Annotated in this window: 15 protein-coding genes; 6 read left to right on the top strand and 9 right to left on the bottom strand. The window is 76.8% G+C overall.

What is annotated here, in order from left to right; all coding sequences use genetic code 11:
* Positions 1–134: 134 nt before the first annotated feature.
* The 3 genes from K6U79_05155 to K6U79_05145 are packed head-to-tail and all read right to left on the bottom strand — an operon-like array spanning position 135 to position 1,109.
* Positions 135–401 (bottom strand): metal-sensitive transcriptional regulator, encoded by a 267-nt coding sequence (locus K6U79_05155; GenBank protein ID MCL6521747.1) that lies wholly within the window; start codon positions 399–401, stop codon positions 135–137.
* Positions 402–449: 48 nt separating this feature from the next.
* Entirely contained in the window at positions 450–623 is a 174-nt protein-coding gene (locus tag K6U79_05150) for a thioredoxin family protein (GenBank protein MCL6521746.1), read from the bottom strand.
* A gap of 36 nt (positions 624–659) precedes the next feature.
* The gene (locus K6U79_05145; protein MCL6521745.1) at positions 660–1,109 is read right to left on the bottom strand and encodes a hypothetical protein; all 450 of its coding nucleotides are present in this window, start codon (positions 1,107–1,109) and stop codon (positions 660–662) included.
* A 255-nt stretch (positions 1,110–1,364) separates the two neighbouring features.
* Here K6U79_05145 and K6U79_05140 point away from each other — a divergent pair, with 255 nt between their 5' ends.
* Both K6U79_05140 and K6U79_05135 read left to right on the top strand, forming a co-directional pair.
* Complete coding sequence (locus tag K6U79_05140) at positions 1,365–1,865, top strand: hypothetical protein (protein MCL6521744.1); 501 nt, start codon at positions 1,365–1,367, stop codon at positions 1,863–1,865.
* Positions 1,862–3,418, top strand: a complete 1,557-nt coding sequence (locus K6U79_05135) for an SWIM zinc finger domain-containing protein (protein MCL6521743.1) — start codon at positions 1,862–1,864, stop codon at positions 3,416–3,418. Before K6U79_05140 ends, K6U79_05135 begins: the two co-directional genes overlap by 4 nt.
* 22 nt (positions 3,419–3,440) lie before the next feature.
* On the opposite strand, the gene K6U79_05130 is transcribed toward K6U79_05135, so the two are convergent.
* The 3 genes from K6U79_05130 to K6U79_05120 are packed head-to-tail and all read right to left on the bottom strand — an operon-like array spanning position 3,441 to position 5,874.
* The gene (locus tag K6U79_05130) at positions 3,441–4,046 is read right to left on the bottom strand and encodes a class I SAM-dependent methyltransferase (GenBank protein MCL6521742.1); all 606 of its coding nucleotides are present in this window, start codon (positions 4,044–4,046) and stop codon (positions 3,441–3,443) included.
* A complete protein-coding gene (gene mobB, locus K6U79_05125) occupies positions 4,043–4,597 on the bottom strand; it encodes a molybdopterin-guanine dinucleotide biosynthesis protein B (GenBank protein ID MCL6521741.1) in 555 nt (184 codons plus the stop codon). The genes K6U79_05130 and mobB overlap by 4 nt, the downstream gene beginning before the upstream one ends.
* Complete coding sequence (locus K6U79_05120; GenBank protein ID MCL6521740.1) at positions 4,594–5,874, bottom strand: molybdopterin molybdotransferase MoeA; 1,281 nt, start codon at positions 5,872–5,874, stop codon at positions 4,594–4,596. The genes mobB and K6U79_05120 overlap by 4 nt, the downstream gene beginning before the upstream one ends.
* 66 nt (positions 5,875–5,940) lie before the next feature.
* On the opposite strand from K6U79_05120, the gene K6U79_05115 reads away from it, so the two are divergent.
* Entirely contained in the window at positions 5,941–6,804 is an 864-nt protein-coding gene (locus K6U79_05115; GenBank protein ID MCL6521739.1) for a YihY/virulence factor BrkB family protein, read from the top strand.
* A gap of 45 nt (positions 6,805–6,849) precedes the next feature.
* Here the strand turns inward: K6U79_05115 and K6U79_05110 are convergent, their stop codons facing one another.
* Entirely contained in the window at positions 6,850–8,457 is a 1,608-nt protein-coding gene (locus K6U79_05110) for a long-chain-fatty-acid--CoA ligase (protein MCL6521738.1), read from the bottom strand.
* 167 nt (positions 8,458–8,624) lie between these two features.
* Here K6U79_05110 and K6U79_05105 point away from each other — a divergent pair, with 167 nt between their 5' ends.
* From K6U79_05105 to K6U79_05095, 3 genes are all read left to right on the top strand, one after another.
* On the top strand, positions 8,625–9,560 hold the full coding sequence (locus K6U79_05105; protein ID MCL6521737.1) for a S1C family serine protease: 936 nt from the start codon (positions 8,625–8,627) through the stop codon (positions 9,558–9,560).
* Positions 9,561–9,684: 124 nt separating this feature from the next.
* Positions 9,685–10,806: a PLP-dependent aminotransferase family protein gene (locus K6U79_05100; GenBank protein ID MCL6521736.1), complete on the top strand. Its 1,122-nt coding sequence runs from the start codon at positions 9,685–9,687 to the stop codon at positions 10,804–10,806.
* A complete protein-coding gene (locus K6U79_05095) occupies positions 10,803–11,849 on the top strand; it encodes a D-2-hydroxyacid dehydrogenase (GenBank protein ID MCL6521735.1) in 1,047 nt (348 codons plus the stop codon). The genes K6U79_05100 and K6U79_05095 overlap by 4 nt, the downstream gene beginning before the upstream one ends.
* Before the next feature lie 82 nt (positions 11,850–11,931).
* On the opposite strand, the gene purD is transcribed toward K6U79_05095, so the two are convergent.
* Both purD and purH read right to left on the bottom strand, forming a co-directional pair.
* Positions 11,932–13,317, bottom strand: coding sequence for a phosphoribosylamine--glycine ligase (purD, locus tag K6U79_05090; protein MCL6521734.1), 1,386 nt, complete (start codon positions 13,315–13,317; stop codon positions 11,932–11,934).
* A gap of 32 nt (positions 13,318–13,349) precedes the next feature.
* Positions 13,350–14,933 carry a bifunctional phosphoribosylaminoimidazolecarboxamide formyltransferase/IMP cyclohydrolase gene (gene purH, locus K6U79_05085; protein MCL6521733.1) on the bottom strand — a complete coding sequence of 528 codons (1,584 nt, stop codon included), beginning with the start codon at positions 14,931–14,933 and terminating at the stop codon, positions 13,350–13,352.
* Positions 14,934–14,937: the final 4 nt, after the last annotated feature.

Below are 14,937 nucleotides of genomic sequence, written 5' to 3'. Positions count from 1 at the left end.
CGCGCATCTGGGCGCGGGCCATGGCCTATCTGGCCTGCGAGTCGGACTGAGGCGCCCCGGGGAGGACGGGGCGGGGGCGGGCATCCCCCGTGGGACGCCCGCCCCCGCCCTTGGCCGCGCGGGGCTCTTCCCCCTCACGCGAAGCGCAGAAAGATCTCGCGCGCGTGCTCCAGCGCCTCGTGGCCGGCGGAGCCGGCTCCGCCCTGGAGGCACTCCTCGAGGTTGGCCGTCATCACCTCGACCGCCACCTTGTTGACCGCCGAGCGGAGAGCGCTCAGCTGGGTGACGATCTCCTCGCAGCTGCGCCCCTCCTGCAGCATCCGCTGCACGCCCCGCGCCTGCCCCTCGATGCGGCGCAAGCGGGCCATCAGGTCCTTCAGCAGCTCTTCGTCGAGGGTCATGTCCACAGCACCTCCGGCCGGGGCCGGCAGACCCGCGGACGCGGCAGATCAGCGGCCGAGCACCTGCGAGATGTAGGCCGACTCGGGCAGGGCCCCGTCGAAGTCGACGCCCGCGTTGGTCACCGTCTTCGGCACGCCGAAGACGTTGTAGAGGTTGGCCAGCGACGGGAACTCCGACGCCTCGATGGCCTCGGCGCGGATCTTCGGGTTCTCCAGAGCCATCTGGTGAGCCAGGCGTACCGCCCGGGGGCAGTACGGTCAGGTGGGGGTGACGAAGACCCGGATGACCAGGTCCTCGTCGTGCGACCGCACCTTCTCCAGGCTGGCCGCGCTCAGCTGGGAGCGACCGTTGGCCACGTCCACCAGGTCTTCGATCATGGCGCCGAACTCGTAGCCGGAGGGAATGCCGTAGTAGCGCATGCCGGTGTCGTTCCCGTCGGCGTCGAGATAGATGATGGCCGGCGTCTTCCCCTCGGTGCCGTACTGCTCGGCCAGCGCCGGACCCTCGGGATCCTGGTCGACGTCCACGACGCGCAGGGAGATGTGCTCCGGGCTGATCTCCTGGAGCTCCTCCAGCAGCTGCCGTGTCTCCTTGCAGAAACGACAGTTCTTCCCCACCAGTAGCAGGACGTTTGCCGTCCCCGTCGTCTCGTCCATCATCGAGGCGATGGTGGCGGCGTCCTCCTGCGAGATGAAACGCTCGCTCATGGCTCCTCCTCGCGTCCAGTCGTGGCGGGCGACCGCCCGCGTACCGGGGGTCGACCTCTCCCGATCCAGCTTACCCCACCCCGGGGGCAAACCGGAGGCCGACCTCCGGGGACGACCCGCACGCCCGCGGATACCCCGATGGGTATGCTCGACCCAGGCGAGGATAGGGTGAAGAGCGGCCCGCTGTCAACAGCGGCCGCCGGCCTCGGAGGCGGGGCCCGGGCGGGTTATGCTCCTCGGCGGGGGGTGGAGGCGGTGTTCCCGTGGAGGCGCTCCCGCCGACCCGGCGAGCCGGCCCGCGGCGGGCGCGAGGAGGCGGCGCGGCGCGAGCTGGCCCGGCGGCGCGACATGGCCGGCGCCGAGCGCGTGCTGGGCGCCGGCGACCTGCCGGTCCTGGGCGATGTGGAGCCGGCCTACGAGCTCGGCCTGGAGCCGGGCGAGGAGCCCTTCGTCCGCCTGCCGGCCGCGCTCCTCCGCGAGCTGGAGGAGGGCGGCCGGGTCGCCTACGAGGTGCGCGAGCGCGGGCAGCTGGTGGTGACCAGCCGGCGCCTCCTCTTCGAAGGCGCGGGGAGCACGCTGGAGCTGGGGCTGGAGCGCATCGAGCGCGCCCAGGCGCCCTTCCTGGACGTCCTGGAGGTGGCGCTCTTCCGCGGCGAGATGCGCGAGGTGCTGGTGCTCCCCTTCCAGGTGGAGATGCCGGTGACCGTGGCCGCCTTTCTCTCGCGCCTGGCCGGTTTCCGGCTGGAGCTGGGATGAGCGGCCTGCCGCCCGCCCTGGACGAGGCGCGCCTGGCCGAGCTGGCCGGCTTGCGCAACCTGGAGGAGGGGCGCGACTACTGGCTTCTGGGGCGCGTCCGCGAGCGCGTGCGCTGGGGAGAACGCCTGGCGGGGCGCGTGGAGGGCTGGCGCGATACCTACCGGGTGACGCTGCAGGCGCTGCCCGGAGGCCTGGAGAGCCTCTGTACCTGCGGCCGCCGGCAGCCCTGCCGGCACGCGGTGGCGCTCCTCCTGGCCTGGGGCCGCGAGCCCGGGAGCTTCGCCGACCTGGAGGCGCTGGCTGCGCTCTGGGAGGGGGCCTCCCGCGGCGAGCTGGCGGAGCTCTTCTGGCGCTTTCTGGAGGCACCCGGGCAGCCGCTGGAGGCGCTCGCGGGGGCGGGGGCCGGGCGCGCCTGGGAGGCGCGCTCGCCCGGGGAGCGGGTGGCGGGGCTGGAGGGCTTCCTGGGCGAGCAGCCGGGGGAGGCGGCGGCGCGCTTCGAACGCTTGGCCGCCGCCCTGGCGCCCCGCGGGGGCGAGGACGGGGAGCTGCGCCGCCAAAGGCTGGAGACGGGGGCGGAGCTGCTTCGGCGCGCGCTCGACCTGCCGCGGGCGTTGCGTGCGCGGCTCCTGCCGCAGCCCTGGGCGGGCGCGGCGGAGCGCTGGCTGGAGGAGGCGGAGCGGGGCGGGGCGGAGGGGGCGGCCGCAGGCCTCCGTCTCCTGGCGCGGGCGCTGGTCGAGCCCGAGCTGCCCGCGGGGCTTTATGCGCGCTTTCTCCGGGCGGCGCTGCGCCTCGACCCGCGCGGGGCCGTGGAGGCTCTGTTGCGCGCGGCCGCGGGGGAGGCCGAGGCGGCCCGCCGGCTCGGGCAGGAGCCGGCGGGCGAGGCGCGGGAGCGGGCCGTCCTGGCGCTGGCCGACCTTCTGGTTCTGCGCGGCCGGGGCGGGGAGGCGGAGCGGGCGCTGGAGGAGGCCTCGGGGCTGCCTGCGGTGGGCGAGCGCAGGGTGGAGGGGCGCCTGGCGGAGGGCGACCTGGCCGGCGCCGTGGCCGCCGCGCGCCAGGCGCTGGCGGCGGCCGAGGGGGCGGCGGCCGTCCGCTACTGGCGCGAGCGCCTGGCGCAGCTCCTGGCGCTCTCCGGCGAGGAGGGCGAGGCGCTGGCACTGCGCACGGCCAACTTCGCCGAGGAAGCCGACCTGGAGAGCTACCGGCGCCTGCGGGAGGCGGCGCTCCGCCTGGGCCGCTGGCCGGAGGTGGCCCCCGGGGCGCGGGCGGCGCTCCGCCGCCGTGCGGGCCGCGCGGCGCTGGTGCAGGCGCTGGCCGAGGAGGGCGAGGCGGACCAGCTGGCCGAGGAGCTGGGCGCCGCGCTGGCCGAGAAGACGGACCTCCCCTGGGAGCCGGCGCTGCGCGCGCTGCTCTGGCTGGGGCGGCGGAAGCCGGAGCGGGCCGCGGCGCTGGGCGAGGAGCTGCTGCGGCGGAGCGGGGGCGAGGCGGGCCAGCGGGAGCGGCTGCGCCGCGCGCTCCGGCGCATGCGGCCGGGCCGCGCGCGCGGGCCCGCCTGAGCCGGCGGGGCCCGGTGCCGCCTCAGCAGGGGCGCCGGCCGAGATAGGCCGCCTCGCCCAGCGCCGTCGCCTCGCGCATCCGGAGCGTCGTCCAGCCGGCGAAGGCCCGCCCCAGCTCGCCGGGCTCCAGGATCCAGTCCGGCGGGAGCGGGCGCCGCGTGCCGCGCAGGAAGGTCCGGACCAGCACCAGGCCGCCCGGTCTGACCGCGCGCCGCATCTCGCCCAGCAGCCGGCGCTCCAGGTACCAGGTCATGAGCGCCAGGTCGTAGCCCGCTTCCTGGTCGTGCGGCAGGCGCCAGAGGCGGAGGTCGACGCGGCGCGCCGCCACGCGCCCGTCCAGCCCGCGCCGCGAGGCCTCGGCGAGAAGCCGCTCCAGGGCCACGTCGGAGATGTCCAGCGCCTCCACCCGCCATCCCTCTCCGGCCAGCCAGAGGCTGTTGCCGCCCGGTCCGGAGGCCAGGTCCAGGGCGCGCCGAGGCCGCGGGCCGCCCGGCCCGCCGCAATCCGTCGCGGGCAGAAGCCAGGGACGGGAGGCGACCAAGAAGGGGTCGGGCTCCTGGCGCGGTCCGCGCCCGGCGGCGTAGCGGCGGTTCCAGCGCCGCCGGTCGTCTTCGGGGAGGCCGCTCATGGGCGGGTCGGCGGGAGCGGTCCGAGGCGGCGCAGCTCCGGCAGCCGGGCCAGGAGCAGCTCGGCCAGGCCCGCATAGTCGTTCCGGTCGAAACAGGGCACGCCCGGCGGGGCTTCCTCGAAGGGAAGCCGGTCGGCGGCCAGCGCCAGGAGGGCCGGCTCGCCCGCCGTCAGCGGCGCGCCGCGGCCGTGCTCCACCACCTCGATCTTGGGCAGCGGGCCGGTCCGGTAGCCCTCGGTCAGGATCAGGTCGATCCCCGGCGCCCGTTGGGCCGCCAGCTCGAGGAGCGCGGCCAGCGGCTCCTCCCGGCGGAGTTCCTGCACCAGCGCTAGGCGCCCCGGCGAGGCGATCACCACCAGCTCGGCACCGGCCTGGCGGTGGCGCCAGGAGTCCTTGCCCGGGATGTCGATGTCGAAGCCGTGGGCGTCGTGCTTGAGCGTCGCCACGCGCAGGCCGCGCCGGCGAAGCTGCCCCAGGAGCCCCTCGATGAGCGTCGTCTTGCCCGACTTGTGGCGGCCGACCACCGAGAGCACGGCGATGCGCTCCGTCACCCCTCCGCCACCTCCTCTCCCGGGGCGGGCGTATCCGCCGCCTCCCAGGGAAGGAGCGGCAGCAGCTCCACCGGAGCGCCCGGCGGCGGAAGCGGCCCCGGCGCCACTCGCGCCAGCGCCCCCGCCCCGAGCCAGGCCAGGAGCGAGGTGGCGTGGAGCCGGCCCAGGGGACGGGCGTGGAGCCGGCCCGCCCGCCAGCGGAGGCGGACGGCCAGGTACTGCTCCAGCCGCTCCGAGGCGCGCCGCGGGGGCTCATCCAGCACGCCGGGGAGCGAGGCGGCGGCCGCCGGGCCCGGACCCTCCGCCAGGCCCTGCCAGACGCGCAGGAGCGGCACCGCCAGCACGCGGAAGGTGGTGTAGGCGGCGCCGGGCGTCCCCGGAAGCCCCAGGAGGAGCCCGTCGCCGAGCTTAGCCGCCAGCACCGGCGTGCCCGGCTTGAGGGCGACGCCGTGGAAGAGCCTCTCCGCCCCGAGCCGCTCCAGGGCGGCCGCCATGCAGTCGTAGTCGCCCACCGAGGCGCCGCCGCTGGTGACCAGGAGGTCCGCCTCGCCGATGTGGGCGCGGACCGCGAGCGCGATGGCCTCGGCGTCGTCGTCGACGATGCCGGCGCTCTCCGCGCGGGCGCCCCAGGCCTCGGCCATGGCCGCCAGGGCGAAGCGGTTGGAGCTGTAGATCTGGCCCGGCCCCAGGCGCGCGCCCGGCTCCACCAGTTCGGCGCCGGTGGAGAGGAGGATCACCCGCGGCCGCCGCCGCACGGCCAGGCGGGCCAGGCCCAAGTTGGCGGCCAGGCCGAGCTCCGCCGGGCCCAGGCGCGTGCCGGCCGGCAGGAGGGGGTACCCGGGGACGGCCTCCGAGCCCGCCGGATCGACGTTGCTCCCCGCCTCCAGCGGCCGCTCCAGCCGCAGGAAGCCCTCTCCCTCCGTCGCCGCCTGCTCCTGGCGGACGACGGCGTCGGCGCCCGCGGGCAGCGCGGCGCCGGTGAAGACGCGGGCGGCCTCGCCCGGTCCCAGCGGCCGCGACGCGGGATGGCCGGCGCGGGCGAGGGCGGCCACGCGCAGGCGGACCGGCCGCCCCGGGGCGGCGCCGGCCGTGTCGGCCGCGCGGAGGGCGTAGCCGTCCATGGCCACGCGGTCGAAGGGAGGGAGGGCGCGGGGCGCCTCCAGGGGGAAGGCCAGGAGGCGGCCCGCCGCCTGTTCCAGCGGCACCTCCTCCGGCGGCAGCCGCCGCTCGACGGCGGCGAGAAGGCGCGTCAGCGCCTCGTCGACGGTGGGTAACATCGGATCCGCTCCCTTCCTGCGGACGCCTGCCTGGGGCAGTCTAACACCGGGGGGAGTCTCGGGGCCGTGGTGCTGCTGCGCATCCTCATCCGGGCCGTCCTCCGCTTCGGACGGCACCGCGGCGGCACCATGGCGGCCGCCCTCTCCTACTACGGGCTCTTCTCGCTCTTCCCGCTGCTGCTGCTCCTGGCGCTCCTGGCGGCGACGGTGGAGCCGACGCCCGCCTTCCGCCGGGCGCTGGCGGGGCTGGTCCACCTCTACTTCCCCGGCAGCGAGGGCGTGGTGACGACGGCGCTCCAGCGGCTGAATCCGCTGCGCGGCCAGCTGGGCCTGGCGGGGGGCGCAGGCCTCCTCTGGGCGGGGTCGGGCGTCTTCACCGTCCTGGTGGGTGCGCTGGACCAGGTCTGGGAGCGGCCGCGCGGCGAGTCGCGCCTGCGCCGGCGCCTGGTGGGGCTCCTGACGCTCCTGGGTGCGGTGGTGGCGCTCTTTCTGGCGGCGCTCCTCAGCCTGGGCGTGGGCGCCCTGCTGCCCGGCTGGATGCGGGCGAGCGGGCTGGGCGCGCTGGGTGCGGGCGCGGCCCGCCTGGCGGGCGGGCTCCTCCCGCCGCTCCTGGTCTGGGGCGCGCTCCTTTTGCTCTACCGTTTCCTGCCCAGCCAGGGACCTCCGCTGGCCGAGGTCTGGCCGGGCTCGCTGGTGGCCGCGCTGGGGGTGGAGCTCCTCCGCCGGGGCTTCGCCCTCTACGCCGCCCGCCTGACCCGGCTTCACGCCGTCTACGGCAGCCTGGCCACCGGCGTCCTGCTCCTCTTCTGGATCTACCTGGTGGCGGCGGTCGTCCTCTTCGGCGCCGAGGTCTCCGCCGCCTACGGCCGCTGGCGGCGCGGCCAGGCGGACGAGGAGGCGGAGGGCGCCGGTTGGCTCCTCCGCCTCTAGCCGGACCTCTCGGCGGCGCGACGCGCGGCCGCCCGGCCTCCCGGCTCAGCCCTGGCCGGCGGCGCCCACCGCCTCGCTGCGGCCGAAGTAGGTCTTGCGCAGCTCCGCCTTCATGATCTTGCCGGTTCCGGTCTTGGGCAGCTCCGAGGCGAAGAGGACCCGCCTGGGCGCCTTGAAGTGGGCCAGGCGGTCGCGCACGAAGCGGATCAGCTCCTCCTCGTCGGCCGTCGCCCCGGGCTTGAGCACCACGACGGCCACCGGCACCTCGCCCCACTGGGGGTCGGGCGCGCCCAGCACCGCCGCCTCCAGCACCGCGGGATGGGTGTAGAGGACGTCCTCCACCTCGATGGAGGAGATGTTCTCGCCGCCGGAGATGATGATGTCCTTCTTCCGGTCGACGATGTTGAGGTAACCCTCGGAGTCGACCACGGCCAGGTCGCCGGTGCGCAGCCAGCCGTCGGCGAAGGCGGCCTCCGTCTCCTCCGGGCGCCGCCAGTAGCCGGCCATGACGTTGTCGCCGCGGACCAGGATCTCGCCCACCTCCTGGCCGTTCCAGGCCACCTCGGAGCCGTCCTCGCGCACGACGCGCACGTCGTTGCCCAGCAGGGGCAGGCCGGTCATGGCCAGGCGCCGGTCCAGCTCCTCCTCGGGACGGTCGGCCAGCGTCGCCTTGATGACGGCCACGGAGACCACCGGGCAGGTCTCGGTCAGCCCGTAGCCGACGCGGACGAGGCAGCCCAGCTCCTGGCGGGCGCGGCGGACCAGTTCGTAGGCGACGGGGGCGCCGCCCAGCACGATCTGCTTCAGGCTGGAGAAGTCGTACTTCGAATGGTCCGGCCAGTTGAGCAGCGCGTTGAGCATGGTGGAGACCATCAGCGCGGTGGTCACGCGTTCGCGCTGCACGGTGCGCGCGAAGATCTCCGGGTCGAAGCGGGGGACGACCACCTGCGTGCCGCCGGCGGCCACCAGGTACTGGGGCGTACCCCAGGCGTTGACGTGGAAGAGGGGGACGGTGCCCACGATCATCCGTTCGGTGTCGTCGGTGTGCAGCGCCAGCATGGTGCTGAGCGCGTGCAGGTAGAGGTTGCGGTGGGTGAGCATCACGCCCTTGGGCCGGCCCGTCGTCCCGCTGGTGTAGAAGATCTCCACCACCTCGCGCTCGTCGGGCGGGTCGGCGAAGGGGCGCTCGGGCGCCCTCTCGAGGAGGGCGTCGTACTCCAGCCAGCCCTCCGGCAGCTGCCCGTCGGCGCCCCGGTAGACGAGGACGTGGTGGCGGAGCGAGGCCGGCTCGTCCAGCGCCCGCACCAGCGGCAGCAGCTCGGGCGAGGCGAAGAGCGCCACCGGCTCGGAGTCGTGGAGGATGAAGGAGATCTCGGCCGGGCTCAGGCGGATGTTGACCGGGACCAGGATGGCGCCCAGCGGCAGGACGGCGTAGTAGAGCTCCAGCAGGCGGTGGCAGTTCATGCCCAGGTAGAGGACGCGGTCGCCGCGCTGGACGCCCAGCCGGTCGGCCAGCACGGAGCTGAGGCGCCGCACCCGGCGCGCGTACTCGGCGTAGGTGAGACGGGTCTCGCCGCAGACGACGGCCTCCTTGTCGCGGTAGACGCGCTCGCTCCGCTCCAGGAAGCGGAGCGGCGTCAGGGGTACCTCCACGCGTGACACCTCCCGTCCATGGGGTCCGCTTGCTAACGCGTGATTCGGCCGCTCCGCGAAAGACTCCTCTGCCTGGCGAAAGATGGCCCTCGCCGCCCGCCGGCCCGGCGCCCGGCCGGCCGCCGCGGCGCCTCGACTATACTTGGGGGCGGCGGGAGGGTATGAGGATGGACGCATTCTCCGAAGCGATCCGCACGGTGATGGAGAGGACCGCACCCCGCCTGGTCCACGTCGCCTCGGTGGACGAGAGCGGCGAGCGCGTCGCCTTCGGCACGGGCTTCGCCTTCGATGAGCGGCGCCTGGTCTGCAACTCCCAGGTGCTGCAGCAGGAGCGCGTGGTGGTCCAGCTGGCCGACGGCCGCGAGCGCCACGCGCGGCGCATCGGCGCCGATCCGCTCTACTTCCTGGGCTTCCTGGAGCTGGAGGACGGCGAGGCCGCCTGGCGGGAGGCGCCGCCGGTGGAGCTCGTTCCCGCCGACGAGCTGCGCCCGGGCCTGGCGGTAGTGGCGCTGGGCTATCCCATGGGCGACCAGATCGAGGTGACCCAGGGCGTCATCAGCGGTGTCGACCGGACCGTCTACCGGCCGGAGCGGATCCCGGTGGACGGGCTCGTGGTCACCGACGCCGCCATCCATCCCGGCAACACCGGGGGGCCGCTCCTGCTCCTGGACGGGCGCCTGGCCGGCATCAACGGCATCCCCTGGATGCACGGCCTGGGGCTGGCGGTGGGGGCGCCCGCCTTCTCGCGCGTCGTCAGGCAGATCCTGGAGCGGGGCGAGGCGACGCACCCCTGGCTCGGCTTCTCGGGCCAGCGCGAGGTGATCGAGCCGGAGATGGTCAGCCTCCTGGGTCTGCCCGTCGACCGCGGCATCGCCGTCCGCGTGGTGACCGAAAACGGGCCCGGCGCGCGCGCGGGCGTCCAGCCGCTGGACCTGGTGGTGCGCGTCGACGACGTCCCCGCCGCCTCGCTGGGCACCATCCGCCAGCGGCTCAGCCTCTACCGGCCCGGCGAGACGGCCCGGCTGACGGTCCTGCGCGGCGGCAACCTCCTGGAGCTGCAGTTCCCCGTCGAGCAGGTGCCCCAGCTGCGCACGTCGCAATAAGCTCCCGCCGGCGGCCGCGAGGCCGGACGGGAGAAGGCGGCCGGCGCGCCCCCGCGGGGGCCGCCGGGCCGCGCGGAGGCGGTGCGCGATGGGAGAGGCGGCGAGAGAGGCGACCGCGGCCCCGGTGACGGAACGCTGGTCGCTGGACGGCGGCATGCCGGAGGAGGCCACCTTCCCGCGGGAGGAGCTGCTGCGGGCGGCCGAGCGGGTGCTGCGGGGCGACCCGCGGGCGCTCCAGTACGAGGGGGCCGGCGGCCCGGGGGAGTTGCGGCGCCGGCTGGCGGAGTACCTGGCCGGACGCGGGCTGGAGGTGGAGCCTTCCTCGCTCCTGGTGACGGCGGGCGCCTCCGAGGCGCTCGACCTCCTGGGACGGGCGCTGCTCGGCCCGGGCGCCGTCGTCTGGCTGCAGGAGCTGACCTGGTTCGGGGCGCTCCGCCTCTTCGGGCGCGCCGCGGGGGCCCGCTTGGAGCCGCTGCCCATGGACGCCGGCGGCCTCGACCTGGAGGCGCTGGAGCGGAGGCTGGAGGAGGCGGAGGCGGGGAGGCGGCCGCGGCCTGCCTTCCTCTACGTGACGCTCACCTTCCAGAACCCCACCGGTCTCACGCTGGACGAGGCCGGGCGGCGGCGGCTGGCGGAACTGGCCCGCCGCCACGACCTGCTGGTGGTGGAGGACGACCCCTACGGCGACCTGGCCTTCTCCGGGGAGCCGCCGCGGCCGCTGGCGGCCTTCGCGCCCGAGAGGACGGTGCTGGTGGGCACCGTCTCCAAGATCGTGGCCCCGGGGCTGCGCATCGGCTGGCTGGCCGCGCCGCCGGCGCTGCTGGAGCGTCCGGCGGCCCTCCGCCCGGGCGGGGAGACGCAGCCCTTCGTCCAGGAGCTGCTGGCCGCCTGGTGGCGCGAGGCGGACCTGCCGGCCCGGGTGGCGGAGCTCCGCGCCACCTACCGGCGGCGCGCGGAGGCCCTGCTGGCGGGGCTGGAGCGCTGGCTGGGGCCGCGCGGCGCCTCCTGGCGGGTGCCCGGGGGCGGCTTCTTCGTCTGGCTGCGGCTGCCGCCGGGGACCGACGCCCGCCGCCTGCGCCGCGCGGCCGAGGCGCGCGGGCTGCGCTACATGCCCGGGAGCGCCTTCACCGTCGACGGGCGGGATCCCGGGGGGCTCCGACTCTGCTTCACGCACGAGCCGCCCGAGCGCCTGGAGGAGGCCGCCCGCCTCCTGGGCGAGGCGCTGGACGAGGCGAGGGAGGGGTGAGCGGGGGCGTCGCGGGCGCGGGGGCGGGGCCGGCCGGCGCGGGGAGGCCGGTCACCGTCCTGGTGCTGGCTTCCTTCTTCCGGACGCAGGCGGAGTGGCTGGCGCCCGCCTGGCCGCGGGTGCGCTGGCTCCTGCCGCCCGCGGAGGCCCGCCCGGAGGAGGCGTGGTGGCGCGGGCTGGGCGGGGCTCTGGAGGAGGTGGAGGTGGTGGTGGCCGGCGGCGGGAGCCGTCTCGGGCCGCTCCTCCCGCTCCTGCCGCGCCTCCGCTGGGTGCACGCCGCCTCGGCCGGCGTCGACCGGCTGGTGGAGCCGCTGCGCGAGGCGGCCCGGGGCGGCCGCCGCATCCTTCTGACCAACGCCAGCGGAACCAACGCCGTGCCCATCGCCGAGCACGTCCTCCTGCTCATGCTGGCGCTGGCGCGCCGCCTCCCGGAGTATGTCCGCCAGCAGCAGGAGCGGCTCTGGCGGCCGCACGGGGCGCGGGAACTGCAGGGGGCGACGCTGGTGGTGGCCGGCTACGGCGCCATCGGGCGCGAGGTGGCGCGGCGGGCCGGGGCGCTGGGCATGCGGGTGCTCGCCCTGAGGCGGCACGCGCCCCCGGAGGGCGAGGCCGACGCCTGGGCCGAGCGGGTGGCGGGGCCCGAGGCGGCGCGCGCCTTCTTCGCCGAGGCGGACTTCCTGCTCCTGGCGCTGCCGCGGACGCCGGAGACCGAGGGCTACCTCGACGCGGAGAAGATCGGCTGGCTGCCCGAGCGGGCGGTGGTGATCAACGTGGGGCGCGGGGCGCTGGTGGACGAGGCGGCGCTCCTGGAGGCGCTACGCGCCCGCCGCATCGCGGGGGCGGCGCTGGACGTCTTCCGCCAGGAGCCGCTTCCCGCGGACAGCCCGCTCTGGGCGGAGCCGCGCCTCCTGATCACGCCGCACGTGGCCTGGGCCTCGCCCGAGACGCCGCGGCGCGGGGCCGAGCTCTTCGCCGACAACCTGCGCCGCTACCTCTCGGGCGAGCCGCTGCGCAACCGGGTGGAGCTGGAGACGGCCTACTGAGAGGCGGCCGGCGCCGTGGTGGCGCCGGAAGGTCGCCGGGCGTCCTGGCCGCCGGGCGGAGCCGCCCGCCGGAGGCCGGAGCCTAGCCGGCGTCCGGCCGGCCCGGGGCCGGCAGGAGGCCGACGTCGCGCCGCCAGAGGCCGCCCTCCAGATCCAGGCCGGCCAGGAGCGCCTGCGAGCGCTCGCGGGCCGAGGCGAGCGTGGGGCCGACTCCGACGGCGGTCAGGAGCCGCCCGCCGGCCGTGCGCCAGAGCCCGTCCTCGCCGCGCCGGGTGGCCGCGTGGAAGAGGAGGGAGGCGGGCGGCGGCTCGCGGTCTCCGCCGGAGCCGGCGGGAGGGATCCGCTCCAGGCCCCGTACCGGCAGGTCGAGGCGGGGCGCCTCCGGATAGCCGGGGGCGGCCAGGACGGTGGCCACCGCCCAGCGGCCGGAGGCCGGTACCGCGACGGCGGGGCCCGGGGGCAGCTCGCCCCGCGCCGCCGCCAGGAGGAGAGGGCCCCAGCCGGCGAAGCCGGCCGGCAGGAGGCCGGCCGCGCCCTCCGCGGCGAGGAGCGGCAGGAGCGCCTGGCTCTCCGGGTCGCCCAGGCGCGCGTTGAACTCCAGCACGCGAGGCCCCCGCGGCGTGAGCATCAGGCCGGCGTAGAGGAAGCCGCGGAAGGGCGCCCCCTCCTCCGCCAGCCCCTCCAGGGCGGGGCGCACGATCTCCCGTTCGACGCGCTCCAGGAGGGCGTGGTCCACCCGCGGGACGGGGCAGACGGCGCCCATGCCGCCCGTGTTGGGGCCGCGGTCGCCCTCGCCCAGGCGCTTGTAGTCCCGGGCGGCGCCCAGGAGCAGATGGCGCCGCCCGTCGGCCAGGGCGAAGACGGAGAGCTCCTCGCCTTCCAGGTACTCCTCCAGCACCAGCCGACGCCCCGCCGCGCCCAGCGCCCCGGCCAGGAGACGGCGCGCCTGGTCCAGCGCCTCGGCGGGCGTGGCGGCCAGGAGGACGCCCTTGCCCGCCGCCAGGCCGTCCGCCTTGATCACGTAGGGGGGACGGTGCGAGGCCGTCCAGCGCTCCACCTCCTCGGGGCTCTCCGCCGTGGCGAAGGCCGGTGAGGGGATGCCGTGGCGCGCCATGAAGAGGCGGGCCCAGACCTTGCTGCTCTCGATGCGCGCCGCCGCCCGGCCGGGCCCGAGACAGGGGATGCCCTCCGCCACCAGGGCGTCGGCGACGCCGGCGGCCAGCGGGGCCTCCGGCCCGACCACCACCAGTTGCGCGCCCCAGTCGCGGGCGGCCGCCACCACCCGCGCCGGCTCCTCGGCCGGGCCGGGCAGCGTCGTCAGGCCGGCGGCGCGGAGCCCGTCGTTGCCGGGCAGCACCGCCACCTCGGCCACGGCGGCCTCCCCGAGGAGCCACCAGGCGATGGCATGCTCGCGCGCGCCGGAACCGAGAACCAGGATGCGAAGCCTCTCCCGCCCTCCGCCACCCATGCCCGTCCCTCCCCGCCCGGCCTCCGCCCGGCTCAGTGGCGGAAGTGGCGCACGCCGGTGAAGTAGAGGCTGACGCCCGCCGCCTCGCAGGCGCGGATGCTCTCCTCGTCGCGGACGGAGCCGCCCGGCTCGACGATGGCGGCGACGCCGGCGCGGGCGGCCGCCTCGGCCACGTCGCCGAAGGGGAAGAAGCCGTCGGAGGCCAGGACCGCGCCGCGCGCCGCCGCACCCGCCCGCTCCAGCGCCTGGCGGGCGGCGTCGATGCGGTTGACCTGCCCGGCGCCGATGCCCAGCGTCCGCCCCTCGCGGGCGACGACGATGGCGTTGGAGCGGGCGTGGCGGACCACCCGCCAGGCGAACTCCAGGTCGGCGAGCAGCGGGGAGCCCGGCGGCAGCCCGGGTCCGGCCGCCAGCCGCCAGGCGGCGGGATCCGCCGGGGCCAGGTCGGCTTCCTGCACGAGGAGGCCGCCGGCGACGGGCCGCAGCTCCAGGGGAGCGGCGACGGGCCCGCGCGGGTCCAGCGCCAGGAGCCGCAGGTTGCGCTTGGCGCGCAGACGCTCCAGGGCCTCCGGCAGATAGCCGGGCGCCACCACCACCTCCAGGAAGAGCTCCGCCAGCTCCCGGGCGGTCTCGGCGTCCACCGGCCGGTTGAGCGCCACCACCCCCCCGAAGATGGAGACCGGGTCGGCGTCGCGGGCGCGGGCGAAGGCCTCGGCCAGGCTCCCGCCCAGGGCGACGCCGCAGGGCGTGGCATGCTTGACCGCGGCCGCCGCCGGCAGGCCGTGGGGGTCGAGGTCGCGCACCAGGCGCCAGGCGGCCTGGGCGTCCTGCAGGTTGTTGTAGGAGAGGGGCTTCCCCTGAAGCGGTTCGGCCTCGGCCAGGGAGGGGGCCGGCCGGGGTGCGCCCGCCTCCCCGGCGCTCACATCGGGCTCCCCCTCTCCTTCCGCCCCGGTCCGAGGCCGCACCTCGACGTAGAGCGCCGCCCGCTGGTGGGGGTTCTCGCCGTAGCGGAGCACGGCCCGCCTGCGCAGCCCGAAGGGCAGCTCCTCCGGCCACTCCCCCTCCGCCGGCGGCTCGAGCCAGGCCGCCACGGCGGCGTCGTAGACGGCGACGTGGCGGAAGGCGGCCGCGGCCAGGCTCCGCCGCCGCTCCGGCTCCAGGTCGCCCGAGGCCGACAGCGCCTCCAGCACCGGACCGTACTGGGAGGGGTCGGAGAGGACGATGACCGAGCTCCAGTTCTTGGCCGCCGCGCGGAGCATGGCCGGCCCGCCGATGTCGATCTGTTCCGGCGAGGGCTGGCGGAGGAAGGGGTAGAGGTTGACCGCCACCAGGTCGATGGGCTCGATGCCCGCGCGGCGGAGCTCCTCCAGGTCGGCCTCCACCCCGCGCCGGGCCAGGAGGGCGGCGTGGACGGCAGGGTGGAGCGTCTTGACGCGCCCCTGGAGCATCTCGCCCCAGCCGGTCACCTCCTCCACCCGGCGGACCGCCACGCCGGCCGCCTCCAGCGCCCGCGCCGTGCCTCCGGTGGAGAGGAGCTCCACGCCCATCTCGGCCAGGCCGCGCCCCAGTTCCACGATACCCCGCTTGTCGCTGACGCTCAGAAGCGCCCGCCGGATACCC

This window comes from Bacillota bacterium (assembly GCA_023511835.1).
Classification (GTDB): Bacteria; Bacillota; Sulfobacillia; order JAIMAT01; family JAIMAT01; genus JAIMAT01.
The sequence above is the reverse complement of the archived record's forward strand: the minus strand, read 5'-3'. Positions and strand labels throughout refer to the sequence as shown.

Coding starts and splice junctions, on each gene's coding strand:
- K6U79_05155 (MCL6521747.1), bottom strand. CDS start 401: ATGACCCTCGACGAAGAGCTGCTGAAGGACCTGATGGCCCGCTTGCGC.
- K6U79_05150 (MCL6521746.1), bottom strand. CDS start 623: ATGGCTCTGGAGAACCCGAAGATCCGCGCCGAGGCCATCGAGGCGTCG.
- K6U79_05145 (MCL6521745.1), bottom strand. CDS start 1,109: ATGAGCGAGCGTTTCATCTCGCAGGAGGACGCCGCCACCATCGCCTCG.
- K6U79_05135 (MCL6521743.1), top strand. CDS start 1,862: ATGAGCGGCCTGCCGCCCGCCCTGGACGAGGCGCGCCTGGCCGAGCTG.
- K6U79_05130 (MCL6521742.1), bottom strand. CDS start 4,046: ATGAGCGGCCTCCCCGAAGACGACCGGCGGCGCTGGAACCGCCGCTAC.
- K6U79_05120 (MCL6521740.1), bottom strand. CDS start 5,874: ATGTTACCCACCGTCGACGAGGCGCTGACGCGCCTTCTCGCCGCCGTC.
- K6U79_05105 (MCL6521737.1), top strand. CDS start 8,625: ATGGACGCATTCTCCGAAGCGATCCGCACGGTGATGGAGAGGACCGCA.
- purD (MCL6521734.1), bottom strand. CDS start 13,317: ATGGGTGGCGGAGGGCGGGAGAGGCTTCGCATCCTGGTTCTCGGTTCC.